The following is a 26,192-nucleotide window of genomic DNA, read 5'->3' as shown; positions in this document are numbered from 1 at the left end:
CGATCTCAGGAATCGAGATCGGCGACCAGGGCGGCGAGTTCGTCCTCGCTCATCGCAATGCCCGTGAAATCGCTCGGCGTATAGACGCTGCCGCCGCCTTCGGCAGCCTCGCCCAGGAGGTCGAGCTCCTTGCGCAGCCCGGCCATCAGCGCATCGATCGAATCCGCTGCGTGGCCGGCTCCGAACTCGCAGCGGATCGCGAGCGCCCCGCCCTCCTGCCACGCATTGAAGGCGAGCCGGTGCGGCCGCTCGGCCTTCGGATCGCGCTCGCGGCCCGCACCGAGCCGCACGAGCTTCAGTCCGCTCTGCCCGAACCGGCCGATCTCGCCCAGGAAGTTGAACGACACCGTTGGCCGTGCCGAGAGCGGTGCGCCGCGGGCATAACGCAGCAGACCGTAACCGAGGCCATGGTGCGGCACCGCGCGGACGTCTTCCTTCAGCGCCTTCAGCCAACCTTCCACATCGTCGAGTGCCAAGTCGGGCGTCGCGAGGGGATAGCGCGCCGTGAACCAGCCGATGGTGCGCGACAGGTCGATCGTCGGATCGAGCGGCTCGCGGCCGTGGCTTTCCAGGTCGAGCAGCACCGGGCCGCCGGCCCAGCGGCAGACGGCACGAGCGACGAGGGCGAGAACGCTCTCGTGGGTCTGGAGGCCGTATCGCCGGGAGAGCCCGCCGAGGACCGGCTCGGCGCGGGTGCGCTCATGATGGGATTCGACGAGATCCGCGGCGCCTTCGAGGTCGCGCGCGGTTGGCTTGTCGAGGGGGATCGGAACGACGTGGCGCGCCTCGATGCCGCGCCAATAATCGAGCTCCCCGTCGAAGCGCTCGGCCTCGCCGTCCATCGTGGCGCACCACCACGACCAAGCGGTCGGCGGCGGCGCGACCGGCCGCGGCGGGGTCGCGATCGCGGCGGCGATGTCGTCGGCGAGGATGCCCCACGAGACGATGTCGAACGCCCAATGGTGGGCGGCGATGACGAGATGGCGCACGCCGGGGGCCGCGGCGATGCCGGCGGCGACGAGTGCGCCCGAGGCGAGATCGAGATGCCCGATCAGCCGGTTGGCGAGCTCGTTTTCGGCGCTCGCCAGATGGGCGATCCCTTCGCTGGCGACCCGCTCGAGCATGAGCGAGGGCGCGGTCGCGACCACGTCCTGGTACTCTGCACCGGCAGGGCCGGCGATGGCGGTCCGCAGGGAATCGTGACGGGCGATCGCCGTGGCCAGCGCTTCGGCGAGAGTGCCCTCGGAGACCGCGTCGGGCAGTTCGAAGATCGCCGTCAACGCCCAATGCCGGCGGTCGGGCATGGCGATGCCGTGGAACCAACGCTGGATCGGGGTCGGCGGCACCGGGCCGGCGACCGGGCCGCGATCGGCCTTCGCCGCCGCTTCGACCGGCTTGGCCACGAGGGCGAGCCTCGCCGCCGTCGCGTGGGCGAAGATCTGGGTCGGGCTGATCAGCCAACCCGCCGCGCGGGCCTTGCCGGCGAGTTGGATCGCCATGATGGAATCCCCACCGAGGGCGAAGAAATCCTCATTCGGCCCGATTGCGTCGCGGCCGAGCACCTCGCGCCAGAGCCGCAGCACGGTGGCGAGCGGCTCGCCCATCACCTCGGCGTCCGGGGTGGCTGAAGGCTCCCGCGGCGTCTCCGGGGGAGCGAGGCGGGCGAGGATCGCCTGGCGGTCGACCTTGCCGTTGGCGTTGAGCGGCAGGGCATCGACGAGGCCGAGGACCGCCGGCCGATGGGCCTCGGGCAGAAGGTCGACGAGCCGCGCGCCGAGGCTCGCCGTGTCCAGGTTCGTGCCGACGACGGCCGCGACGAGACGGGCGCCGCCCGGGGCGGTGCGGTCGACGACGACCGCAGCGTCGGCGACGCCTGGACAGCCGCGGATCGCCACCGCGACCCCGTTCGGATCGACCCGGTAACCACGGATCTTCACCATGTCGTCGTTGCGGCCGAGGAAGGTGACGAGGCCGCCCGCGTCCCGGCTGCCGAGGTCGCCGGTAAGGTAGCAGCGCTCGCCGCTTGCCAGCGTGCGGAAGCCGGACGGCTCCCGCGGGTCGCGGCCGACATAGCCGAGCGCGACGCCGCTGCCGCGGACGCGGATTTCCGCCGTTTCCCCCGGCGGCAGGACGGCGCCGGCTTCGTCCACGATCTCCACGACCGCGTCGCCGAGGGGATAGCCGACCGGCACGCGACCGGCTTCGCCGCGCGGCACCGTATCCGTCACCTCCACCATCGTGCAGCCGATCGTCGTCTCGGTCGGGCCGTAATGGTTGAAGACGCGCAGGGTCGGGCTGAGCGCGTGCAGGCGGTCCACGAGATCGAAGGTGAGCACGTCGCCGCCCGAGACGAGGGCCCGACGCGGCAGCAATGCCGTCGCGTCGGGCGCGGTGAGGAGGGCCGAGAGATGGCTCGGCACGATCTTCAGGACGTCGATCGGGGTGCGCCGCGTCCAGGCGATCAGGGCGTCCGGGTCGCGGGCCGTCGCGGCGTCGATGGCATGCAGCGTGCCGCCGGAGACGAGGGCACCGACGACCGACGTATAGCCGAGATCGGCGGCGAACGAGGTGACGATGCCGAACGCGGCCGGGGCGGGAACGGCAAGCCGGTCAAGCATCGCCCGCGCATAGGTCTCGACCGCGCCGCAAGGCACCATCACGCCCTTGGGCCGCCCGGTCGAGCCGGAGGTGAACAGGATATAGGCGAGGTCGTCTTTCTGAACGGCCGCGCGGGGTGGTGGCTCGGCGGCTTGGCCGCCCCGCGACCAGACGATGACCGGCACGTCCGGATGCGGGCCGGAGACGGTCTCGTCGATCACCAGGGCCTTGGCGCCGCTGTCGGCAACGATCCCGGCGCGGTGGGTGGCCGGGTGGTCGGGATCGAGCGGCACGAAGGCCGCGCCGAGGTGGCTCGCGGCGATCATGCCGACGACCGGCCCGGCGCCGCGCTCGAGGCAGAGGGCGACGCGATCGCCCGCTTGGACGCCCATCGCGGCGAGGCGGGCGGCGAGGTTGCCGCTCTCGGCCGCGAGGTCGCGCCAGGTGAGGGTGCCGACGCGATCGATGAGTGCGGCGGCGTCCGGGCGCTCCACGGCCCATCGGGCGACGTGATCGGCGAGGCTCGCGACCGGCTCGGCGACGGAGGACGGCGGGGCGACGGTCTCCGTGTCGCCGAGGAGGCCGCGCAGGATCGCCTCGTAGCGGGCGATCCAGCCCTCGACCCGCGCCGCATCGAAGAGGTCGCGGTTGTAGGTCGCCTCGATGAGCAGACCGTCGGTGTCCGCGAGGAGGTTCCAGTTGAGATCCCAGCGCACGCTGCCGTGCTCGTTCGCCCGCACCCGGGTCGCGATATCGGCGAACGGGGCGAGCGCCTCGACCTTGTCGAGGTTGAACGAGACGCTCGCGAGCGGCGGGCGCGCCGGATCGCGGCGGACCTGCGCGGCCTTCACGATCGACGACAGGGGATAGGCCGGATAGGCCATCGCCCGGGTCATCGCGGCGCGCGCGGCGGCGATGCCGTCGGCGCCCTGCGGCAGGGCGAGCCGCACCGGCACCGTGGAGATGCAATAGCCGGTGAGCCCGGGCTCGCCGATCATCGGTTGGCCCGCGGCGAAGATCGCGATGGCGAGATCGTCCTGCCCGGTGAGATCGGCGAGGAGCCGGCCGTAGGCGCCGAGGCACAGCGTGAAGAGCGAGCAGCCGAGGCTCCGGGCCCGCTCCGACAGGCGCGCCGCGAGCGCCGCCGGCAGCCGGGCTTCGAGACGGGCGCCGGCGAAGGTCTGCAAGGGCGGGCGCGGCCGGTCGGTCGGCAGCGCGAGCGGCGCCGGCGCGGTCTCGAAGGTCGCCCGCCAATGGGCCTCGGCGGCGGGGTCAGTCGCGGCCGTGTTGGCGAACGCGGCGAAGTCGGCATAACGCGGCGCCGGCGGGAGGTCCGGGATCGCGCCGCGGACGCGCGCGGTGTAGAGGCGGGCGAGGTCGTTCGCCGTGACCTGCATCGACCAACCGTCGGTGATGATGTGCGGCTGAACGAGGTCGAGCGCGGCGCGGCCGTCGGGGAAGGTGACGAGCGTCGCGCGCAGGAGCGGAGCGGCGGTGAGGTCGAACGGTCGCGCCGCGTCGGCGGCGAGCCGGCGGGCCGCCGCCTCTTCATCGGCTGCGCCGGCGGTTTCGAGCGTGATGGCCGCACGGCGATGGACGAACGTCTCCTCACCGGATTCGGAGAATGCCGTCCGCAGGGAATCGTGGCGGGCGACCAGATCGCCGAGCGCCGCGTTCAGCGCGGCGACGTCCGGCGTGCGGTCGAACGTGATCACGAGCGTCTGGTTGTAGGCGGCGGCGCTCTCCACGCTGAAGGCGGAGAGGACCCAGAGCGCCTTCTGGCCCGGAGCGGGCGGGACCGCGATCTTCGCCGGCGGCCGCGCGGCGGCCGGGATCAGGCCGACCGCTCCGAGCGCGCGGGCACTCGCGCGCACCGCATCGACGACCCGGTCGAGATCCTCGGCGGTGTGGGCGGTTGAGAGGAAGCAAGTGCGCCCCTCCCAGACATAGACGCCGTTCGCGATGAGCTGGTTGTAGAACAGGTCGCTCGCGCCGGAGAAGCGGAACAGCGAGGCGAAATGCTCGACCCGCAGCGCGCTTCCCTCGTCCTCCAGCATGGCGTTGAGGCGGCGGCAGAGTTCGCCCGTGCGCGCGTTGAGCCGCGTCTGGAGCGCCGGCCCTTCGGCTTCGAGATGCTCGAGCACGGCGACCGAGAGCGCCATCGTCAGCGGGTTCTTGTTGAAGGTGCCGGCGAAGAAGGTCCGCTCCGCGGTCGGTCCGCCGTCGCCGTCGAACGACCAGGTGCCACCGTCGATCCCGTCGAGATAATCCCGCTTGCCGGCGACGACGCCGATCGGCAGGCCGCCGCCCACGATCTTGCCGTAGGTCACGATGTCGGCTTGCACGCCGGCCCAGGCCTGGGCGCCGCCGAGCGCGACGCGGAATCCGAGCAGAACCTCGTCGAAGATGAGCGCGACGCCGGTCGCCTCGGTGAAGCCCCGCAGCCATTGCAGGAATTCGCGTGGCTGCAGGCTCGGCCGCCGGCTCTGCACCGGCTCGACGATGACTGCGGCGAGGCGGTCGGCGACCTCGGCGAGGATCGCCCGAGAGCCCTCGGGGTCGGCATAATCGAGGACGAGGACATCGGAGAGCATGCCGTTCGGCGTGCCGCTTGCGAGCGGTGCGCTCGCTCCGTCGGCGGCGGAGCGGGCGAGCGTGCCGTCGAAATGGCCGTGATAGGAGCCGGCGAACATCGCGACGAGAGTGCGGCCGGTCTTGTGGCGGGCGAGGCGGAGCGCCGTCATCACCGCCTCGGTGCCGCTGTTGCAGAACACCACGCGCTCGTTGCCGGTGACGCGCGAGATGCGGGCGGCGGCGTCGCCGGCCTTCTGCGCCTGAGGCCCGAGGAAAAGGCCCTGTTCGGCGATCTGGCGCTGCATCGCCGCGACGGTGAAGGACGGGTTGTGGCCGAACAATTGGACGCCGAAGCCCATCGTCAGGTCGACATAGTCGTTGCCGTCGGCATCGACGATGTGGCTGCCGACCCCCTTCACGCCGATGATCGGATAGAGCATCGCCTTGGTGTCGGTGCGGAAGCCCGCGACGGCGCGGCTGTCGGCGAGCACCCGGCCATAGGTCGCGCGCTGGGCGCGGGAGGCCGGGCTGCGCGCCACGTAACGCGCGGCGAAGTCCGAGATGAAGGCTTGGGCCCGGGCGTCGGTCGGCGGCGCCGCGACGGCGGGCGCGGCCGGGGCGGCGACGGGCTGCTGGGACGGTGCCGGAGGGACGGCGCCGCGGATCGCAGGGGCCGCCGGTTCGGCGGACGTCTCGGCCGGGCGTGCCACGACCGCGGCGACGATCCGCTCGGTCAGCAAATGCGGCGTCGTCAGCGTCTCGAACACCTCGATCCGCGGGATCGCGATCTTCCAGCGCTTCTCGAGCGTCGCCACCGCCTCGGTGAGGGCCAGGGAATCGACGCCGAGGCTGAAGAAGCCGAGGTCGGAGCCGAGGGCGGCGGCATCGAGTTGCAGCGTGCGGCCGAGGCTCGTGAGCACCGCGGCGCGCACCTCCTCCGGATCGAGCGGCTTTGCCGGCGCCGCGGAGGTGGTCCGCGTGATCGCGGTGGTTAGAGCGGCCGCGGCGGCCTGCGGGGCGAGCGCCTGCGGGGTGAGGGCAGCGGCCCGCGCCGGCCGGGCGATCCAGCGGATCTCGTCGGCGAAGGGATAGCCCGGCAAGGAGGCACGGCGTGCGTTCGCCGGGAGGCCGGGCCAGATGATGTCGAGGCCGGCGCAATAAAGCCGGCAGAGGGCGAGCGCAAGCGTCTCCGCCGCCGCCCGGTTACGCCGCATCAGCGGCACGAACCGGGTCGTCTCCGCGGCGAATGCCGGGGTGCGCTGGGCGAGCGCGAGAAGCGTTGCGGCGGGGCCGACCTCGACCACAACGGCTGCGCCCTGCGCGGCGATGGCGGCCATCCCCTCGGTGAAGCGGACCGGCGCGCGGATCTGGCGCGCCCAATAAGCCGGGTCGGTGAACGGCGCGTCCGTCGTCCCCGTCACGTTGGAGACGAGCGGGAGCCGCGGCGCGGCGAGCGGGACCTCCCGCACGGCGGCCTCGAACGGGGCAAGCGCCGGCTCCATCAGGTGCGAATGGAAGGCGTGGCTGGTGCGCAGGCGCTGGTGGCCGATGCCGGCCGCTTCGAGATCGGCGGAGAGCGCGGCGACCGCGTCCGTGGAGCCCGAGACGACGATCTCGTCCGGGGCGTTGAAGGCGGCGATGCCGACGGCGGGAGCGTGCGCCGCGATGTGGCGCTCAACGGCCTCCGCCGGGGCGAACACTGCGAGCATCGCGCCGTCGTGCGGCTGCGCGCCCATCAGCCGCCCGCGGGCGACCACGAGGTCGAGCGCGTCTTCGAACGCGAGGACGCCGGCGACACAGGCCGCGACCCACTCGCCGAGGCTGTGCCCGGCGACGATATCGGGACGAACGCCCCAGGCGCTCAGCCGCTCGGCGAGGGCATATTCGAGAACGAAGAGCGCCGGCTGGGCGTTCGCCGTCTCGGTCTGCCGCTCCTGGCCCTCCGGGTCGAACAGAAGGTCGGTGAGCGGCGCGGCGAGGGTGTCGCCGAGATGGGCGGCGCCGCGATCGACGATCGCGCGAAAGGCGGCGTCGCGCTGGTAGAGGTCGGCCGCCATGCCGGCCCATTGGCTACCCTGGCCGGAGAACAGGAAGGCGATCTTCCCGGGCTCCGCCGGCGCGGTGCCGGTCGCGCCCAGCGCCGGTTCGCCGCCTTCGGCGATGGCGGTGAGCGCGACGATCGCCGTCGCACGGTCGGCCGCGACGATCGCGGCCCGTTCGCGGAAGCGACCGCGGCCGATCGTGAGCGCCGCCGCGACGGCGTCGAGGCTCGGGCCACCTTCCGCGCCGAGCGCCGCCGCGACGGCTCCGGCGAGGCGCTTCAGGCCCTCCCGGTCCGGCGCCGCGAGCGGCAGGATGAAGGGCAGGGGCCGTGCGGAGACGGCCTCCGCTTGCACCTCGGGCGCGGCCTCGAGGACGACATGGGCGTTGGTGCCGCTAAAGCCGAAGCTCGACACGGCGGCGCGGCGAACCGCTGCCGCCGGCCAGGGCATTTCCCGATCGACCACCTTCACCGGCAGCCGGTCCCAGGCGATGCGCGGATTGGGCTTGCCGTGCCGCACGGTGGCCGGGAGCCGCCCTGCTTCGAGGGCGAGCACGTTCTTGATGAGGCCGGCGATGCCGGCAGCGGCTTCGAGATGACCGATATTGGTCTTCACCGCGCCGAGCAGCAGGGGGGCGGTGCGGCCGGGGCCGTAGCTTTCGGCGAGCGCCTGCACCTCGATCGGATCGCCCAGCGGCGTGCCGGTGCCGTGACATTCGACGACCTGGACGTCGGACGGCGCCAGCCGGGCATCGGCGAGCGCGGCGGTCACCACGGCGATCTGGGCGGACCGGTTCGGCGCGGTGAGCGCGCTCGCGTGGCCGTCGTGATTGATGGCGCTGCCGCGGACGACGGCGCGGATGCGGTCGCCGTCGCGACGGGCGTCGGAAAGCCGCTTCAGGACGACGAGGCCGCCACCCTCGCCGCGCACATAGCCGTCGGCCGCCGCGTCGAAGGTGTGGCAGGCATGGCTCGGGCTCAGCATGCCCGCCGCGGCGAGGCCTTCGGTCAGGTCCGGGTCGAGGATGAGGTTGAGGCCGCCGGCGAGCGTGAGGTCGCATTCGCCCGCCCGCAGCGAGCGGCAGGCGAGGTGGACGGCGACGAGCGACGAGGAGCAGGCCGTGTCGATCGCGAGCGCCGGCCCTGTCACGTCGAGCCAGTGTGAAATGCGGCCGGCGGCTATGGAGCGGGCGTTGCCGAGGATCGCCGACGGCGGCAGCGCCTCGCCGACGTGGAACCGGGTTTCGTAATCGTTGGTGCCGAGCCCGAGGAAGATGCCCGTCTCGCGCGGACGGCGGGCGGCGTCGGCGTAGCCGGCATCCTCCAGCGCGTGCCAGGCGAGCATGAGGGCGAGGCGGTGCTGCGGGTCCATCGCGTCCGCTTCGTCGGACCGGAGGCCGAAGAAGCCGGCGTCGAAGCGGTCGATGCCGTCGACATAGCCGGCGGGGCAGAGGCCGTCGCGCTCGGGGCGGTCGCCCGGTGCCGGGCGCACCGCGCCGGTGCCGGAGAACAGGAGGGCGGCGAAGTCCTCGACCGAGGCGGCGCTCGCGAACCGCGCGCTCATGCCCACGATCGCGATCGGCTCGGCCGCCCGCGCCGCCTCCTGCCGTGCCCCGTCGAGGCGGGACTCGAGGCCGAGGAGAAGATCGGCGATCTGTTCGGGGCGAAGCCGCGCCAGCCGGTGCGACAGGTCGGTACGCCGATCCGAATCCGAACTCACGGCAGCTTTCCTTCGATCATGGAGAGCAATTCCTCGATGTCGCCGCCGGAGGCGGGGGCAGAGGCTTGCAACGAGGCGACGGCGGGAGCAGGGGCGCCGCAGAGGTGGTCGACCATCGTCCGCACGGTCGGGTAGTCGAACGCGAAGGTCTCGGAGAGTTCGCGTCCGCAATGCTGACCGAGCTCGGCCGAGAGCTCGACGGCGTCGATCGAGGTGAGCCCGAGTTCGCCGAGGCCGCGATCGGGGGTGATCTCGCCCTCCGGGATTTCGAGCTTCGCCGCGAGCCAGGCGCGGAGCCAACGCGTCAGCGCCGCTGCCTCGGACGAGGGGCCGCCCGCGATCTCGGCCGCTGCCGGGCTCGCCGCGCGGGCCTTGGCCGCGCGCCATTCCGCGACGACCGGCATCTCGCCGTCGAGCCAGGCGCGGCGGTTGGCATTGCGCTGGATCTTGCCGCTCGAGGTGCGCAGCACCGCGCCGGGCTCGACCAGCACGATGCGCGCGAGCTGGATCTCGAGCTCGCGCCACACCGCGTTGGTGATCGCGCTGAACAAGGGCTCGGGATCGGCCCGGCGCTGGGTCCGCTCGAGCTCCTGAACGAGCACCACCTGCTCGGCGCCGTGGTCGTCGGCGTGGCTGAAGGCGGCGCCGTTGCCGACGCGCATCGCCGGATGGGCCGCTTGCGCGACGCGCTCGATGTCCTGGGGATAATGGTTGGCGCCGCTCAGGATGATGAGGTCCTTGATGCGCCCGGTGACGACGAGTTCGCCCCGGATCAGGACGCCGAGATCGCCGGTGCGCAGATAGCCGTGTCCGTCGTCCTCACCCGCGATGCGGACGCCGAAGGTGGCCGCGCTCTCTTCCGGGCGGCGCCAATAGCCGCGGGCGATGGTCGGGCCGGACACCCAGATCTCGCCGACCTGATCGGGCGGCTGGCGCCGCCGCGTCTCCGGGTCGACGATCGCGATCGGCACGTCGGGGAGCGGCGCGCCGCAGCCCGACAGCACCCGCGCGCGGGCGGTGTCGGCGGCGACCTCGACGATGCGGCCCTGCTCGAGCGCGGCGGGATCGAGGTGGAAGACGAGGGGGTCCTCGCCGGTCGGGCTCGCGGTGACCGCGAGCGTCGATTCCGCGAGACCGTAAGCGGGCGCGAAGGCGGCGCGGCGGAAGCCGTGGGGGCGAACGTCGCGACGAAGGTGTCGATCACCTCGGTGTTGATCGGTTCGGCCGCGTTCATCGCCATGACCAGGCTCGACAGATCAAGGCCGCCGCGCTGCTCGGCCGGGATGCGGCGATTGCAGAGATCGTAGGCGAAGCTCGGTGCGGCCGTGTGGGTGCCGCCGAAGCGGGTGATCGCCTCGAGCCAGAGGATCGGGCGCTGCAAGAAGCTGTTCGGTGCCATCTGCACCACCGGGCACCCCGAGAACAGCGGTTGCAGCAGGCCGTAGATGAGGCCGAGATCGTGGAAGGCCGGCAGCCATGTCACCATGGTGCTCGCCGGGCTCAGATCCCACACCGCGGCCATCCGCGCCATGTCGGTCATCAGGTTGCGGTGGCTGACCTCGACGCCTTTGGGCAGCGAGGTCGAGCCGGAGGTGTATTGGATGAAGCAGGTCGCTTCCGGATCGACGGCGCGGCGCGGCGCGGCGAGCGACGGATCGTCCGGCACGGCGCCGAGGTCGTGCCAACGGATCGCGCCGAGGATCGAGCTTTCCGCCTGCCAGAGCCCGACGGCTTCGGCGACGCCGCCGCCGGTCAGAGCCACCTTCGCACCGCTGTCGGCGGCGACAGCCTGGAGCCGTTCGATGAGCCGGTGCCGCCGCGGCGGATTGATCGGCACCGCAAGCCGTCCCGCCCATTGGCAGGCGAGGAAGGCGACGAGGAAGTCGACGCACGGCTGGAACACGAGCAACACCGGCTCGCCCGGTACCGTCTCGCGCTCGAGGAGGCCGGCAACGGCGGCCGCGCGAGCCTGTAACTCTGCGGCGCCGCGCAGCTCGGCGATTGCGCCGGCACTGTCGAGGAAGGTGATCGACCAGCGGCCCGCCGGGTCGGCAGCGAGCGCTGCGAGGCGGTCCGCAATCGTGTTCGGCGTAGGATCGGAGGACGTCATCACACAGGCTCCGGGCCGTGCAGCTTCTGCCAGGCGAACTGCTTCCCGAGCGTCTCGTAGCGGCTGCCGAGATCGGCAATGATCCGGTTCGAAATCTCGGGGTATTCGTCGAAGACCTTCCGCAACGCGTCTCGGTCGATGGAGAGCAGACGGCACGACGTCCGGGCGACAATCTGGGTCAGTTCCGTCGCGTCGGCCAACGCGGCCGTCTCGCCGACGAAATCGGCGATTTCGTACACGGTGATCGGCTGCAGCGTGCCGTCGGCGAGGTGAACGCTCTGCAGCGCCTCGCCCTGGGTGATGATGGCGAGCTTATCGGAGCGCTGCCCTTCGATGGTGATCGGCGTTCCCGCCGAGACCATCTCGACCTGCATCCGCGACACCAGCGTCTCGACGAACACGGGCGGTACGTTGCGCATCACCGGCCGGCGCAGGATGCGCTCGATGAGTTGCTCGCGGGACACGGCGGCGTCACCGCTGGCGATGACCGTCTTCTCCCAGAGGTCGGCATAGACGCCATTGGCGGCGAGAAGCTCGGCGTGGGTGCCGATCTCGGCGAGGTGGCCCGCCTTCACGACGATGACGATATCGGCGTTGGCACACTGGGTGGGATCATGGGTGACCCAGAATACGGTCCGCCCTTCCGTGACTTTGGCGAGGGTCTTCTCGATCGCGGTGCGGCTTGCCGCGTCGAGGGCCGACGTCGCCTCGTCGAGGAGAAGGATCTGCGGATCGCGCAACAGCGCCCGCGCGATGGCGATGCGCTGGCGCTGACCGCCGGAGAGCTTGTTCCCGGACTCGCCGACGTCGGTGTCGTAGCCGTCGCTCAAGGACAGGATGATCTCGTGCATCTCGGCCTCCTTGGCGGCCGCGATGATCTCCTCCTCCGTGGCGTCGAGCTTGCCCATGCGGATATTTTCGCGCACCGAGCCCTGGAAGAGGATCGTCTCCTGCGGAACGAGGGACAGCAGCGAACGGAGCTGCGTCTCGCCGAGCAGCCGGGTGTCGATCCCGTTGATCCGGATGTGCCCCCCCGACGGGGCGAACTGGTTCTCGATCATCCTGAGCACCGTCGTCTTGCCGGAGCCGGAGGGACCGACGATCATCACGTGCTTCGGGCACTCGACGGAAAACGAGACATCGGTCAGCGCCGGCGTGGTGTCGTCGTAGCTGAAGTTCACGTTCTCGAAGCGAACGGAGCGCACGGGGCCGTCGAGTGTCTCCGGGTTCTTCGGCTCGGGCGCGGCGTCCGGCTTGTCGAGCAGGGAATCGACGCGCGCGAGGCCGCCGACGCCTTGGATGACGAGCGGAAGCTGTGCGCCGATGAAGCCGGCCGCCCCGCCGATCGTCAGCAGCAGCGTGATGAACGCCACGATCGTGCCGGGTGATACCTGGCCTTCGACCGATTGGACGGCGCCGAGCCCGATCACGATCAACTGGGCCGCGCTGACGCCGAAATTGGTGATCCGGCCGACCAGGTTCGACGAGAAATATTGATGATAGCTTGCGCGGAACAGTTTGCGCATCTGATCACTGAACACTTTCGATTGCAGCTCGCGCAGTCCGAACATGCGGATGATGCGCTGCATCAAAAGGTTTTCTTTGACGATGTGGCTGACCTTGGCGTCCTCGGAGCCACGCTCGTAGTTGTAGCGGACAGCGCGGCGGCTGAAGCTGCGCGGCAACCAGAATGCGACGATGAGCGAAGCGAGGGTGGCAATTGCGAGCCTGGTGTCGAGGGTGAACGCGACGTAGACCGAGCCGATCAATACGAGCGCCTTGGAAAACAGGTTCGGAATCGCCCAGATCACAGCCTTTTCGAGAACCGTGAGATCGTTGGTGAAGTCGGCGACGATTTCGTCGGTGTCGGCGAGGGCGAGCACTCGGCCGTCGATATTGTTCACCTTGACGAACATGCGCTCGCGGATGTCGTTCATGATCCGCGGGCCCAGCTTCGCGACGGTGTAGTCCAACAGCACGCCGAAGCCGGATGCGAAAAGAAATCCGACGGAAAGCAGGGTTATATAGTGCTGAATGACCGATATATTATTTTTTTCGATGCCGTTGTTGAATAGGTCCTGCAGCCATACGGGTACTTTTACGGAGTAGGCAAGCTGAACGGCATTGGCGATCAGGAAGAGGGTCAGCAACGCCTTGTGCTTCAGAGAGGCCCGGACAACCCAGAGGATGAGCGTCATCGGCCCCTTCTCGTGGTCCGTCGCCTTGATGGATTGCTGCCACGCGAGTTCGAGGCCACTCGCGCTCAGTCCGGTCACGGCGCGGCTCGCCTTCTCGACCGAGCCGTCGGTTCCCATCTTGCGCCCGAACTTGGCGAATCCGCGCGGGCCGCGGGTGCGCAGCAGATATTCGACGAAGGCGCCGGCCCGTCGGATATCGTGCTTGTCGACCTCCGGGAGCTGCAGGCGGCGTGCGAGGCCGGCGAGATCACGCGCCTCCTCGCGCTGGATGACGATCGGATCCGGCTTGCCGCCGTCCTCGCGGCCGATCTCGAGCAGCACGGAATGCAGGAGGCCGAGCCCCAGCAGTCCCCACGCCCCGCTCGGCATGGCGAGCTTGTAGGTCAGCAGGTGGCGCATGAGCCGCCGGACGGGCTCGCGCTTCGCCTCCTCCGGGTTCTCCGCGAGCGCCTCTTCGATGAACGCCGGGTCTGCCTTGAGGGCGAGCCGTCCGCACACCACGGAATAGAGGCGCTCCAGCTTGTGGCGCAGTTCGTCCTCGGTGTCGTGCTTCTTGAACCAATCAAAGTGTCCGACGGACATGGCGAGCTCTTTGCAATGGACGGTTGGGAACCGTTGAGGGGGGGCGAGGCCGCTCCCCTCGGTGAAGATCGCAGCGTCACGGTGCACATTCGTGGTGTGTACCGTGGGCAGGGCGGACGTTCCGCGCGCGGGTGCCTGCCGGTCGCCCTGGGCCTCGGCGGGGAAGGTCGCGCGGACATCGTCACGAGGAGGCTCCGGCGTGGTCTGCGGTTTGCATCAATGCGAGTAGGACGTCCGCGAATGCGAAGGTCGCGCTCATCCAGGGAAAGTGATCGGCGTCGAGCGGCACGATTTCGATCGGGCCTGCGCCGACGTCCTGCCAGGCAGCCTTCTCTTCATGAGAGACCGACGGATCACGCCTGAGATCGATGACCGAAATGTTACAGGCGAGCGCGGTCGGCGAAGGCAGGCGATAGGTTTCGCAGGCTTCGAGATCGGCGCGCAGCGCAGCCTCCTGCATCGCGTCGAGATCGGTGCCGCCGGCGCTGGTGCCCAGCGGGCCGAACCGTTCGGCGAGCTCGCGCACGAGATGGGCCCTCGGCAGCCGGTGGAGCGGGACGTCGGACGGTGGCAGCGACGGCGAGCGGAAGCCGGAAACGACGAGGTGAAGTCTCTTCATCGCCGCGTCCGACCCAAGGCGGACAGAGAGGATGCGGGCGACTTCGAACGCGAGCAGCGCCCCGAAGCTGTTGCCGACGAGGTGGCAGCGGCCGCCGTCGCGCTGGAGATCGTCGCCGAGATCGTCGGCGATCCGCGCCGCCAGGATATCGGCTCGGCGGAGCGCTTCTCCGCCGTCGAGATCATGCCCGGGCAGCGCCACGGCACCGAAGCCGATCGCCGCCGGCAGGGCCTGGGCGATCCGCGCGGCGGACAGGATGCTGCCGCCGGCATGCGGAAAGAACACGGCCGAAGGTCGGCCGGGGGCAGGTCGGCGCGACCAGCGGACGAGCGAAGCCGCATCCCGGGGCGCATGGTCAGGCGGCATCGTTTCTGTCATGCTTCGAGCCCGGAAAGCGGATGGTGCGGCGTCGCGCCCGATCGCGCGGACCCCAAGAAACCGCCTCTCTGGGCGGAGCGCGCCGTCGCGACGGTCCCCGATCCCGCCCGCGAGCTGCGCGCAACCCGTCTTGTCATTGTCAATCAGCCATCGAGAAGACCTGAAGCCATGATTGCAGAAACCGTGAAGATCCCCAGCGACGTCGTCGACAGCCTCGATCGTGACGGCGCGATCTGCCTGCGCGGCCTGTTCGATCAATCCTGGCTCGACCTTGCCGCGGAGGGCATCCGCCGCAACATCGAAACCCCCACCCCGATGTTCCAGCGCTTCGGGCAGGAGGGGGCCGGCGCGTTCTACTCGGACCTCTGGGCCCGCCGTGAGATTTCCGAGTTCGAGCGCTTCGCCCTGGAATCCCCGTCGGCCGCGATCGCCGCCCAGTGCCTGCGCACCGACGAGGTGCGGCTGTTGCAGGACACGTGGTTCGTCAAGACGCCCGGCACGCAGGTGCGCACCCCCTGGCATCACGACAACGTCGTGCTCGGCCCGTTCTGCTCGATCTGGGTGGCGCTCGATCCAATCCCGAAGGCGGCGACGCTGGAATTCGTACGCGGCTCGCATCGACTTGGCCGGCTCTTCATGCCACCGGCCTTCTTCGAGCGCGGCGACGAGCCGCTGGCGCGCATCGACGAGTTCTACTCCAAGTATCACGGCTCGCTGAATCTCGAGGACGAGAAGGTCTTCGACCTCGTTCCGAACATCGAGGCAAACCGGGGCGACTACGAGATACTGAGCTGGGATCTCGAACCCGGCGATTGCCTCGTCTTTCACGCCCGCACGCTGCACGGCTCGCCCGGCAACACGCTGACCCACGACACTCGCCGCATGGTCACGCGCTGGGTTGACGACACGGCGGTGCTGGCGCCGCACGGCGGATCGGTCGTGGAGCGGCTGGTGGCGGAAGGCTTCGACGTCGATCTCGCGGTGGGACAGCCGATCCGCGGCAATCTTTTCCCGTCGCTGCGGCCGTTCGGCTGAGCGCAGCCGGGCCTGCGTTGTTCCGGTCGCCCACGCCGGCGGCCGGAACCGGGCGCCGTTCGAACCGCAGATCTCGCCCTTGGAACGGATTCCATCGGTCCGCGGGACGCGCGTATCCGCCCTCTGGGCGTGACCGCCGCCAAAGTGAACTCTCGTGCAATATTTTCTTATTTTCATTCGTCTGTTACAAAAATTTTCGCAGGGAACCCTGATCCAGCGGATGCGGCGGCTAAAGTCGGCGGACGTGGGGCAAAAAGGGCGGTCCTGCGCCGTTTCGGTCGGTTCCTGGTAGATCGATCCGGGTGGGATCGCGCGGGGTTGGCCGACGCCAACGTGCACTCTGTACGCCTCAATATAGATAAGAATAACAGCACCTTTTTGAGGCTGCAAATTAACTTGTATTGGAAACGCTCTGCAGCTCAATGAAAAAATACACCCAAAAAACGTCATTCAAAGTGTCATACGCGTGTGATAGCCGTCTCTCGCCCTGAGGGCTTAAAGCTGGAGGTACTTCCGTGGCTGGTATGTTCATGACTATTTCGCGTTGCCATGTTAAAGCTGGCAGCGAAAAGGAAGCTCGCGCGCTCCTCGAGAAGGAGATGCTTCCGAATGACGGCAAGAAGCCGAGCGAAGTCATCGAAGGGCTCGTCGGTTTCGGCCTGATGAAGGCCAAGCAGGATCCGACCATGTACGGCGTCGTGACCGTGTGGGAGAGCGAGGCCGCTTTCGACAAGATGGCTTCGAACCCGCACGCCAAGGACGGCGGTGGTCTCGTCGAGAAGCTCCAGAAGCTTTGCGACGGCGACATCAAGGGCGAAGGCTTCTACATCGAGAGCCTCTGAAATCCTCAGGGTCTGACGGTTTGACCGGCAGGCACTTCGGTATTTCTTGAGCTTTTGGCGGTGGCGGCGATCTTTATCGCCGCCGCTGCTTCGATTCGCGGGAACCACCCGCCTGCCGACGATCATTTGAGTGAAGGTCTGAGCCGTGGCGCGTGGGCCGATCGAAGACATCTACGCTCTCACGGATATGCAACGCGCCATGCTTGTGCGGTGCGTCAGCTATCCCGATCAGCCGCTCTATATGGGCCAATGGTGGGCTCTATTCGAAGGCGCGCTCGACGAGCGCGCCTTCTGCGCCGCCTGGGACAGCGTGGTGGCGCGCCACACGGCGCTGCGCTCCGGCGTTCACTGGGAAATCAAGAAAGACCCGTTCCAGGTCGCTCTGAGCGCGCCCGCGTTCGCGGTTGAAATGCTCGACTGGACGGCCGCCTCCGACTGGCGCGCCAACCTCGATGCGCTTATGGCCGCCGACCGCGCCAATCCGTTCGACCTGAAGCGTCCGCCGCTGATGCGGGTCCGCCTCGTCAGGCTCGCCGGTGACCGTCATGTCGTGCTGTGGACGCGGCATCATCTGGTGGTGGACGGCTGGTCCCTCGGGCTGATCGTGGACGAAGTGCTCGCGGCCTATCGCGGCCGCGCCCCCGCCCCGGTCATTCCCTTCCGCACCTATGTCGATTGGGACGCCCGGCGGGACCGCGAGGCGGCGAGCGCGTTCTGGTCGGCCGCGCTCGAGGGGCACGTTCCGCAGGACCCGCTCGTCGAGCCGGTCGGATCGGCCCCCATCATCGGCGAGCGCGCGGTCGATCTTCCGCCCGTCCTTGCGGCGCGCCTGACGGCCTTGTCGCGCGGCGAGCGGCTGACGCTCAGCACCCTCGTCGAAGGCGCGTGGGGTCTCGTGCTCGCCCGCGCCGCGGGTGCCGACGACGTGCTGTTCGGCTGCGTCGAGACGGTCCGCCCGCCGGAACTTCTCGGCGATCAATCGTCTCATCTCGTCGGACCGCAGATCGGGATCCTGCCCGCCCGCGTCACCATCGACGACAGCCCGCTGCGTGTGTGGCTCGCCCGCCTGCAGGCCGGCCGGGCGGCCGGTCGCGACGCCGGTCCGATCGGGCTCGACATCGTCCGCGACCTGCTCGATCTGCCGCGCACGGCGCTGCCGATGACGAGCCTCATCGCGGTGCAGACCTACCCGCTCGATCTTGCCGCGGCCTTCGCCGCCGCCGGCCTGAGCCTGCGCGACATGGGCGACGTCACCCTGCCGGACATGCCGCTCAACCTGATGGTCGAGATCGGCGACGGCCTCACCATCAAGCTGATGTTCGATCGCCGCCATGTCTCCGATCCCCTCGCGGATCAATATCTCGCGATGATCGAGACGGCGCTGCGCCGGCTGCCCGATGCGCTCGACGCGCCCGCGAGCGCCTTCGACGTACTGCCCGAGGCAACCGTCCGCGTGCTGACGGAGGATTTCGTGGGCGCGCCGCTGAGCGTCGCCGAGGCGACGGTGCCGGCCCAGATTCTCGCCCATATCCGCGCCCGGCCGGACGCGCCGGCGGTGTGGGCGGGCGGCCGGATCATGACTTACGGCGCGCTTGGGGCGTTCGCGGCCGGTGTCGCGACGCGGCTCGCGGAGGCCGGTGCGGCGCCTGGCGCTCGTGTCGGCGTTCTGCTCGATCGCGCGCCGGAGACCATCGCGGCGATCGTCGGGGTCCACTTCGCCGGCGCGGCCTATGTACCGGTCGATCCTGAGGCCCCACCGGAGCGGCGGGCGCGCATCTTCGAGGCGGCGGGCGTCGCCGCGATCGTTACCGACCGTGCCCATGCGCCCGCCGGCGCAACCTGCCCGCTGGTGCTGATCGAGGACATCGTGCCGGATGTCGGGGCGCTCGGCGCCATCGAGCCGCCCGGGCCGGAGGCGGAGGCCTATCTCATCTTCACGTCCGGCTCGACGGGCACGCCCAAGGGCGTTTCGATCGGCCACGACAATCTGCGCTACCACGCGGCGGCGAGCGCAGCGGAATATCCGGACCATCCGATCCGCTGCCTGCTGCTGACCTTCCCGCTCTTCTTCGACGGCTCCGTCACGGGCCTGTTCTGCACGCTCGCCGAGGGCGGGATGCTCGCCCTGCCCGGCGCGTCGGAGGCGAAGGATCCCGAACGTCTCGCGTCGCTGATCCGCGCGGCGGGCGTCACCCACACCTGCATGATGCCGTCGCTGTGGGGGCTCATCCTCGATGCCGCCGGTCCGGACGGCTTGCCGACCATGCAGGTCGCACGCGTCGCGGCGGAGCCGTGCCCGGCAGCGCTCGTCGCACAGCACGCCGCGCGCCTGCCTTCCTGCCGCATCTGCAATGAATACGGCCCGACCGAGGGCACCGTTTGGGTCACCGTCGAACAGGCGCGGCCCGAGACGATCGAGGGCTCCGTTGCGATCGGCCACACGATTGCGGGCACCCGTCTCTACGTCATCGACGGCCACGGCCGGCTCTGTCCGATCGGGACGATCGGTGAACTCGTCATTTCCGGTCCGGCCGTGGCGAGGTTCTATGTCGGCGTACCGCCCGGCACCGCGCTGCGCTGGCGGCCCAACCCATTCTGCGCCGATCCGACCTTCGCCCCGACCTATCGCACCGGCGACCGCGTCTCCTACGGTTTCGACGGCCGGCTCTATTTCCACGGCCGGCGCGATCGGCAGCTCAAGATCAGCGGCTACCGGATCGAGCCGGGCGAAGTCGAGGCCGCGATCCTGTGGGAACCCGCGATCGTCGAGGCGGCGGTGGTCGCCGAGGAGGGCGAGGGGCGCACCGCGCGCCTCGTCGCCCACATCGCCGGCACCGACATGCCGGCGGACGAGGCGCTGCGCGCGGCGCTGGCGACCAAGCTGCCGGCCTACATGATCCCCCAGGCCTTCGTTCGCCACGGCCGGCTGCCGCGGACCGCGAACGGCAAGGTCGATCGGGCGGCGCTGCCACGCTCGGCTGCCGCGGATGCGCCTCGGGAAGCGCCCGCAGGGGAGCGGGAGGAGGCCCTCGCGGCGATCTGGCGCGACCTTCTCGGCGTCCAGGACATCGGTCGCCGTGACGATTTCTTCGCGCACGGCGGCAGTTCGCTGCTCGCCATGCAGATGATCGCCCGCATCCGCCGCGAGCTTTCGCTGCCCGCCGAAGTGTCGGACATCTTCGAAGCGCCCAACATCGCCGATCTCGCGTTGCGCTTGGCGAGCCGGACGGCGGACTCTGCCGGCGAGGGGCTCGCCATCGCGCCGCGCCGCCGCGCGCGCGTCGAGCTTCCGATCTGATGGCCCCGGCGACCGCGAGGCGCGGCTGATGGCGAGCGGATATGTCGCCGACCTCTCCTTCGCCCAGCGCCAGATCCACATGGCGGAGCTGCTGCGCCCGGGGCAATCGGTGTTCGCCATGCCCCTCGTCGTCCGCCTCTCGGATGCGGTCGATCGGGCGGCACTCGAGGCCGCCCTCCAGGCGGTGGGCCGCCGCCACGATGCGCTGCGCAGCACTTTCCCCATGGTCGACGGCGCGCCCATCCAGGCGGTCGCGGACGAGGCGCCGCTCCGCCTGAACGTCGTCACCGGCCCGGCGGCGGACGAAGACTTCGACGCGCGGGTCGCGTCCGAGACGCAGGCGCTCGTCGCCGAGCCGTTCGATCTCGCCGCCGGCCCGCTCGTCCGTGCCGCGCTGGTGGGTGGCGAAGGCGGCACGGCGGCCCTGATCGTCGTCTTCCACCACATCGTGGCCGACGGTGCCTCGTTCGATCTCTTCCTGCGCGACCTCGTCGCGGCCTATGACGACGTCGTCCGCGGCGGCGACGGCACGCTTCCCGAACTCCCGCTGCAATATCCCGACTATGCCGATTGGGAGCGCCAGCGCCTCGAAGCGGGCAGTCCGGCGCTCGAGCGCAGCCTCTCCGTCTGGCGCAGCCGCCTGAAGCATGCACCCGCCCACCTCGAGCTGCCGTTCGATCGGCGCGGGCGGGCCCAGCCGGCGACCTCGAGCGCCCAGGCGCACGTTGTGGTCGATCGCGCCGTGGCCGAGGGAATCGGCCGTCTTGCCCGGGCCACGGACGCCACCGAATTCAACGCCTTCATGGCGATCTTCTTTGCCGTCTTGCGGCGCTGGAGCGGGCTCGACGACCTCGTCGTCACCGTGCCGGTCTCGAAGCGCTCGCGGCCCGAGCTCGCCGATCTCATCGGCCTTCTGGTCGATACGCTGCCGATCCGCGTCGCCGTTGAAACGGACGCGCGCGTCCCGGCACTCGTGACGGCGGTGCGCGACGTCGTGCGCGAGGCGATGGAGCACGGTGACGTGCCCTTCGAGCGCATCGTCCAGGCGAGCGGCGTCGAGCGGCGCGGCGATGTCGCGCCGTTCATGCAGATCTTGTTCGGTGCCGCCGAGGGCGAGCCGCCGGCGCTGACCGCCCTCGACGGCACCCGCTTCGCCGTCGCCGGCGAGAATGTCGACCAGGCCGCCAAGGCCGATCTCTCGGTCGTCTACCGCGTCGCGCCGGACGGCCTTCATTTCTGGTGCCGCTACGATGCGGCTTTGTTCGATGCGGCGACGATCGAGCGGCTGCTCGGCTGGATGGTGCGCTTCGCCGCATCGGTCGCGGCCGAGCCGGACCAGGCGGTGCTCGCCGTGCCACTGATCGCCGAGGACGAGGGCCGCGCCCTCGTGGCGCGCTTCAACGCGACGGCACGGCCCTATGAGCGCGACAGCGCGGTGCCGACCCTGTTTTTCGAGGCGGCGCGGCGCAATCCCGACGCCACCGCCATCGAGGAGCAGGGCTTCGGCCGCACCTATCGCGGCACGGCGGACCGTGTGCGCCGGCTCGCCGCCGCCCTCGAAGCGATGGGGGCGGGGCCCGGCGACATCGTCCTCCTGGTCCTGCCGGTCTCGGCCGCGCTGATCGAGATGCAGCTCGCCGTGCTCGCTCTGGGCGCGGCCTATGCCCCCATCGATCCGACCTATCCGGCCGAGCAGCGGGACGCCCGCGCCCGCCTCGTCGTGGCCCGGCTCGCCGTCGTGGAAGACGGCGCGACGGACGGCATCGCCTGCCCGGCGATCGCGTTCCCGGACCTGCTCGGTCGCGCCGAGGCGTTGGCGCCGATCGCCGAACGGCCGATCGCGCCCGAGAGCCTCGCCTATGTGATGTTCACGTCGGGCTCCACGGGCCAGCCCAAGGGCGTCGGCGTGCCGCACCGGGCGATCGTCCGTCTCGTGCGCAACACCAACTTCGCCGGGTTCGGGCTCTCCACCCGGTCCGCCGTCTATTCCAATCCCGCCTTCGACGCTTCGACCCTGGAGATCTGGGCGCCGCTTCTCAACGGTGGCACGGCGGTGCCGGTGGACCGCACGATCGTGATGGACCCGCGGGCCCTCAGGCTGTTCCTCTCCGAGGCACGCATCGACCTGATCTGGATCACGGCCGGTCTGTTCCAGCAGATCGCGGCGGTCGATCCCCTGGCCTTCGCCGGCAACCGCACCGTCATCACCGGCGGCGACGTGGTCAATCCGGCTGCGGCGCGGGCGGTGCTCGAGGCCGGGCGCGGCAGCGGGCTGCGCCTCCTCGACGGGTATGGGCCGACCGAGAACACCACCTTCAGCACCACCTTCGACATCGCGCGACTGGGGCCGGACGAGGCGGCGATCCCGATCGGCCGCCCGATTGCCAACAGCACCGCCTATGTGCTCGATCCGGCGGGCAAGCCGCTGCCGCCCGGCATCGTCGGCGAGATCTGGGTCGGCGGCGATGGCGTCGCGCTCGGCTATCTCGGTGATCCGGCGCTGACCGATGCGCGCTTCCATCCCGACCCGTTCGCGGCCGCGCCCGACGCGCGCATGTATCGGACCGGCGACCTCGGCCGCTGGCGGGAGGACGGCACCATCGTCTTCGTCGGCCGCGCCGACAATCAGGTCAAGGTGCGCGGCTATCGCGTGGAACTCGGCGAGATCTCCGCCGCCCTCGCGCTGCACCCCAGCGTGGCGGAGGCGGTTGTCGTGGCGCCGCGCCGGGAGAGCGGCGACCGCGATCTCGTCGCTTATGTCACGCCGCGCAGCGGCGCCACCGTGACGGCTCAGGACTTGCGCGCCTTCCTCGAAGCGCGTCTGCCGAAGCCTCTGCTGCCCCATGCCTTCGTGGTGCTCGATCGCTTTCCGCTCAACGCGAACGGCAAGGTCGATACGCGCGCGCTGCCGAGCGTCGAGGTCGCCGACCTCGATCGGGCGGTCGAGCGCATCGAGCCGCGCACGCCCGAGGAGCGGCTGCTCGCCGGGATCTGGGCCGACCTGCTCGGCCGACCGGCCGCGAGCGTCGACGACAATTTCTTCCATGTCGGCGGCGATTCCATCCTGACGATCCGCCTGGTCGCCCGCGCCTATGAGGCCGGCCTCGATTTCGGGCTGAAGGACGTCTTCGACCACCCGACCATCGAGGGGCTCGCGGCGATCGCGGCCCGGCGCAGCCGGGCCCGCGCCGACACGTTCGCGACCGCCGTTCACCCCGTCGCCCTGCTGCCGGCCGCGGCCCGGCCCGGCGCGCGCTGCCGGATCGTGAGCCTCGCGACGGATCGCGGCGTCGCGGCGGTCGATCTCGGCTACGCCATCCAGCGCCTCGCCGAGCGCCACGACGCGCTGCGCCTTCTGGTCGTCGAGGACGGCGCGAGTCGACGGCTGTCGATCGCCGATTTTCTTCCCGCGGTGCCGGTGCGCTTCGTCGATCTTCCGGCCGGCGCCGCCGACGATCTCGATGCCTGGATCGAGGCCCATCGCACACGGCTCGTGCGCGGCATCGATCTCGCAAAAGGCGTGACGATCGCGGCGACCCTCATCAAGCAGGACGGGGCGGAGACCGCGATCATCGTGCTCGCGCTGCACGAGGCGATCGCCGACGACCGCGCCCTGCTGCTCCTCGCGACGGAACTCGAAAGTGCGCTCGCGGCGGGGCCTGAAAGTGCACGGCTTCCAGTGCCGGCGCTCAGCTTCTCGGAATGGCTCTCCTGGCTGTCGGATCATGCCGAGAGCGAGCCGGTGCGTATCGCCGCCATCGCGCGCGAGCGCGCCGGGGCGGGGCTCGGCGCGCCGCCGTTCGCCGCCGACGGCGCGTGCGTGATCGACATCGAAGCCGCCGCGGCGTCGCGGCTGATCGAGCCGGGGCTCGCGCGAATTCTCGCCGAGGACCTGCCCTCGCGGTTCGGCGTGTCGGCGCTCGACGCGCTCGCCGTCGCACTCGGCGAGGCGCTCGGCGGTGCGTTCGCCCTCGAGATCGTCGATGGCCGCCGCACCTTGCCGGCCGCCGCGCCGCGAGCCGAGGGGCTGCTCGCCAACCTCGATGCCGTGCTGCCCCTCGCGACGATCGCTCCGACGGGCGGAAGCAACCCGAGCGAGGGCGAGGCGGGCGACGACGCGCTGACGGAGCGGCTGCGCGCGGCGAAGATCGCTCGCCAGGAGGCCGAGCCGCTCGGGCTCGCGCTGCGCATCGTCGGATCCTCCTTCACCCTTGCGCCGGCCGCGATCGGGGTCGCCTGGCTGCCGACGGCCCAGGCGGGCCATGCGGTGTGCCTCCATCACCCTCCCGCCTTCTCGGATTCGGTCCGGGGTGCGCTGGCTGTCCGCATGGTCGCCGGGTCCTTGGAACTGCGCTGGATCGGCGCGGCGCCGGACGGCGATGCCGCCGCGCTGCTCGCCGCAGTCGAACGGGGGACCCGCACCATCGCGGACTGGACGCGCCGCCGCGCGGCCCCGGTCGTGACGCCGCAGGATTTCCCCCTCGCGGCCCTGGCGCCGGCGGCGCTCGCCCGCATCTTTGCAGATGCGGCCGATCTCGAAGACCTCTACCCGCTGTCGCCCATGCAGGAGGCGATGCTGCTCCATTCGCTGAGCCAGCACGGCTCGTCGGTGAACTTCGAGCAGAGCTGCATGCGCTTTCGAGGCCGGCTCGACCTCGTCGCCTTCCGCCGCGCGTGGGCCCACGTGTTCGAGCGGCATCCGGTGCTGCGCACGACGTTCCGCTGGCGTGGTCTCCCACGTCCCCTGCAAGTGGTGCGGCCGTTGCAGCGGCCGCCGGTCTCGGTCGAGACCTGGCCGTCGTTCGACGCCGAGCGTCTCGAGCGGCGTCTCGCCGAGGACCGCGCGCAGGGGTTCGACCTCGAGGCCGGGCCGCTCGCCCGGCTGGTGCTGATCCGCGCCGGTGAGACGGACGCCTATCTGATCGCGAGCTTCCATCACGTGCTCGTTGACGGCTGGTGTCTCGCCCAACTCGAGCGCGAGGCCCGCGCCGCCTATGAGGCGCTGCGCCGAGGCGTCCATCCGAAGCTCGAGCCGGTTGTGCCGTTCCGCGAATTCATCGCCTGGAGCGAGGGCGTCGATCGCGCCGAAATGGGGGCCTATTTCAAGACCCTCCTCGCCGCGCCGCCGCAACAGCCGCCGCTGCGGCGGCCCTCCCGCGGCGCCGCCTTCGCCACGGTGCGCCACCAACTCGGTGCCGAGGAGAGCAAGGCCCTGGCCGACCTGTCGCGTCGCCGCGGCATCACCATCGGCGCGCTTGCCCATCTCGCCTGGGGCCTGTGGTCGGCGGCCAAGCGCGGCATCGCAGACACCGTGTTCTGCACCACCGTGTCCGGGCGTCCGCCGCAGGTTGCGGGCGTCGAACGGATGGTCGGGCTCTTCATCAACAATCTGCCGGTGCGTCTGCGCTTCGCACCCGAGAGCACGGTCTCCGATCTCGCCGCGGAGATGCAGCGCCAGATCGCGGCGCTGCAATCCCACGCCCAGCTCTCCCTCATCGAAATCGGCGAGGCGGCCGGTGTCATCGACCGGGCGCCGAGCCTGTTCGACACCCTGCTCGTGGTCGAGAACATGCCGTCCGGCACCAGCGCGTGGAGCGGTGCGAACGATCTCGTCGTCGAGTCCGTCCACGGCGAGCTCAAGACCGCCTACAGCGTGACGTGCGTCGTCGTACCGGGCGACCGGGTCGCGCTGTCCCTCGTCCTGCCCGATCCGGACGGCGCCGCGGAGGCCGAGGGGACGGCGATGGTCGCCGAATTCGCGACCCTGCTCGCCGCGCTGCCGAAGGCGATCGATCGTCGCGTCGCCGATCTGCGGCTTCCGGATACCGCCACGCCGCGCCTCTGGCCCGTCACCCCCGCCGTGGTCGCGCGCGAGACGCCGCTGCAACGCCCGCGGGACGGTCATGAGGCGATCGTGCTCGATGTCATCGCGGCGGTCGCCGGCATCGAGATCGGCACCGACGACGATTTTCTCGCGGCCGGCCTCACCTCGCTCGGCCTCGCCACCGCCGCCGCCCGCATCGCCGAGCGGCTGAAGCGGCCGGTTCCCGTCACTCTTCTCATCGAGCATAGGACGGTCGCCGCCCTGGCCCGCGCCCTCGCCGAGGGTCAGGCCTGGGACGCCGTGGTGCCGCTGAAGGGGGAGCCGGCGAGCCGTTCGTGTGCGTCCACCCGATCGCCGGCGACGTCAGCGCCTT

The 26,192-nt window shown here is 70.5% G+C and carries 7 protein-coding genes and 3 pseudogenes; 4 read left to right on the top strand and 6 right to left on the bottom strand.

Going from position 1 to position 26,192, the window contains the following annotated elements:
• Positions 1-5: 5 nt before the first annotated feature.
• From F0357_RS07750 to F0357_RS07735, 6 genes and pseudogenes are all read right to left on the bottom strand, one after another.
• Positions 6-8,933 carry a type I polyketide synthase gene (locus F0357_RS07750; RefSeq protein WP_312861502.1) on the bottom strand — a complete coding sequence of 2,976 codons (8,928 nt, stop codon included), beginning with the start codon at positions 8,931-8,933 and terminating at the stop codon, positions 6-8.
• Positions 8,930-9,835: a phosphopantetheine-binding protein gene (locus F0357_RS25465; protein ID WP_376767791.1), complete on the bottom strand. Its 906-nt coding sequence runs from the start codon at positions 9,833-9,835 to the stop codon at positions 8,930-8,932. Before F0357_RS25465 ends, F0357_RS07750 begins: the two co-directional genes overlap by 4 nt.
• Positions 9,836-9,862: 27 nt before the next feature.
• A pseudogene (locus F0357_RS25460) lies at positions 9,863-10,036 on the bottom strand (hypothetical protein); the annotation flags it as partial.
• Positions 10,037-10,167: 131 nt separating this feature from the next.
• Positions 10,168-11,043, bottom strand: a pseudogene (locus tag F0357_RS07745) (AMP-binding protein); the annotation flags it as partial.
• Positions 11,043-13,823, bottom strand: coding sequence for an ATP-binding cassette domain-containing protein (locus F0357_RS07740; RefSeq protein ID WP_153479805.1), 2,781 nt, complete (start codon positions 13,821-13,823; stop codon positions 11,043-11,045). The gene F0357_RS07740 and the pseudogene F0357_RS07745, both read right to left, overlap by 1 nt.
• A 181-nt stretch (positions 13,824-14,004) precedes the next feature.
• Positions 14,005-14,808: a thioesterase II family protein gene (locus F0357_RS07735; RefSeq protein ID WP_246161599.1), complete on the bottom strand. Its 804-nt coding sequence runs from the start codon at positions 14,806-14,808 to the stop codon at positions 14,005-14,007.
• On the opposite strand from F0357_RS07735, the gene F0357_RS07730 reads away from it, so the two are divergent.
• The 4 genes and pseudogenes from F0357_RS07730 to F0357_RS07715 all read left to right on the top strand — a co-directional run.
• Positions 14,713-15,855 carry a phytanoyl-CoA dioxygenase family protein gene (locus F0357_RS07730; protein ID WP_312861501.1) on the top strand — a complete coding sequence of 381 codons (1,143 nt, stop codon included), beginning with the start codon at positions 14,713-14,715 and terminating at the stop codon, positions 15,853-15,855. The two genes, F0357_RS07735 and F0357_RS07730, sit on opposite strands and share 96 nt — an antisense overlap.
• 524 nt (positions 15,856-16,379) lie before the next feature.
• Positions 16,380-16,697, top strand: coding sequence for a putative quinol monooxygenase (locus F0357_RS07725; RefSeq protein WP_312861691.1), 318 nt, complete (start codon positions 16,380-16,382; stop codon positions 16,695-16,697).
• 145 nt (positions 16,698-16,842) lie between these two features.
• Positions 16,843-19,995 (top strand): non-ribosomal peptide synthetase, encoded by a 3,153-nt coding sequence (locus tag F0357_RS25160; RefSeq protein ID WP_312861500.1) that lies wholly within the window; start codon positions 16,843-16,845, stop codon positions 19,993-19,995.
• A gap of 28 nt (positions 19,996-20,023) precedes the next feature.
• Positions 20,024-26,035, top strand: a pseudogene (locus F0357_RS07715) (amino acid adenylation domain-containing protein); the annotation flags it as partial.
• Positions 26,036-26,192: the final 157 nt, after the last annotated feature.

Origin of the sequence: Segnochrobactrum spirostomi, from assembly GCF_009600605.1 — a bacterium.
Lineage (GTDB): Bacteria > Pseudomonadota > Alphaproteobacteria > Rhizobiales > Segnochrobactraceae > Segnochrobactrum > Segnochrobactrum spirostomi.
The sequence above is the reverse complement of the archived record's forward strand: the minus strand, read 5'-3'. Positions and strand labels throughout refer to the sequence as shown.

Excerpts from the sequence above, each read along its gene's own strand:
- F0357_RS07740 (WP_153479805.1), bottom strand. The coding sequence starts at position 13,823 with ATGTCCGTCGGACACTTTGATTGGTTCAAGAAGCACGACACCGAGGAC.
- F0357_RS07730 (WP_312861501.1), top strand. The coding sequence starts at position 14,713 with ATGCGGAAAGAACACGGCCGAAGGTCGGCCGGGGGCAGGTCGGCGCGA.
- F0357_RS07735 (WP_246161599.1), bottom strand. The coding sequence starts at position 14,808 with ATGCCGCCTGACCATGCGCCCCGGGATGCGGCTTCGCTCGTCCGCTGG.
- F0357_RS07725 (WP_312861691.1), top strand. The coding sequence starts at position 16,380 with ATGTTCATGACTATTTCGCGTTGCCATGTTAAAGCTGGCAGCGAAAAG.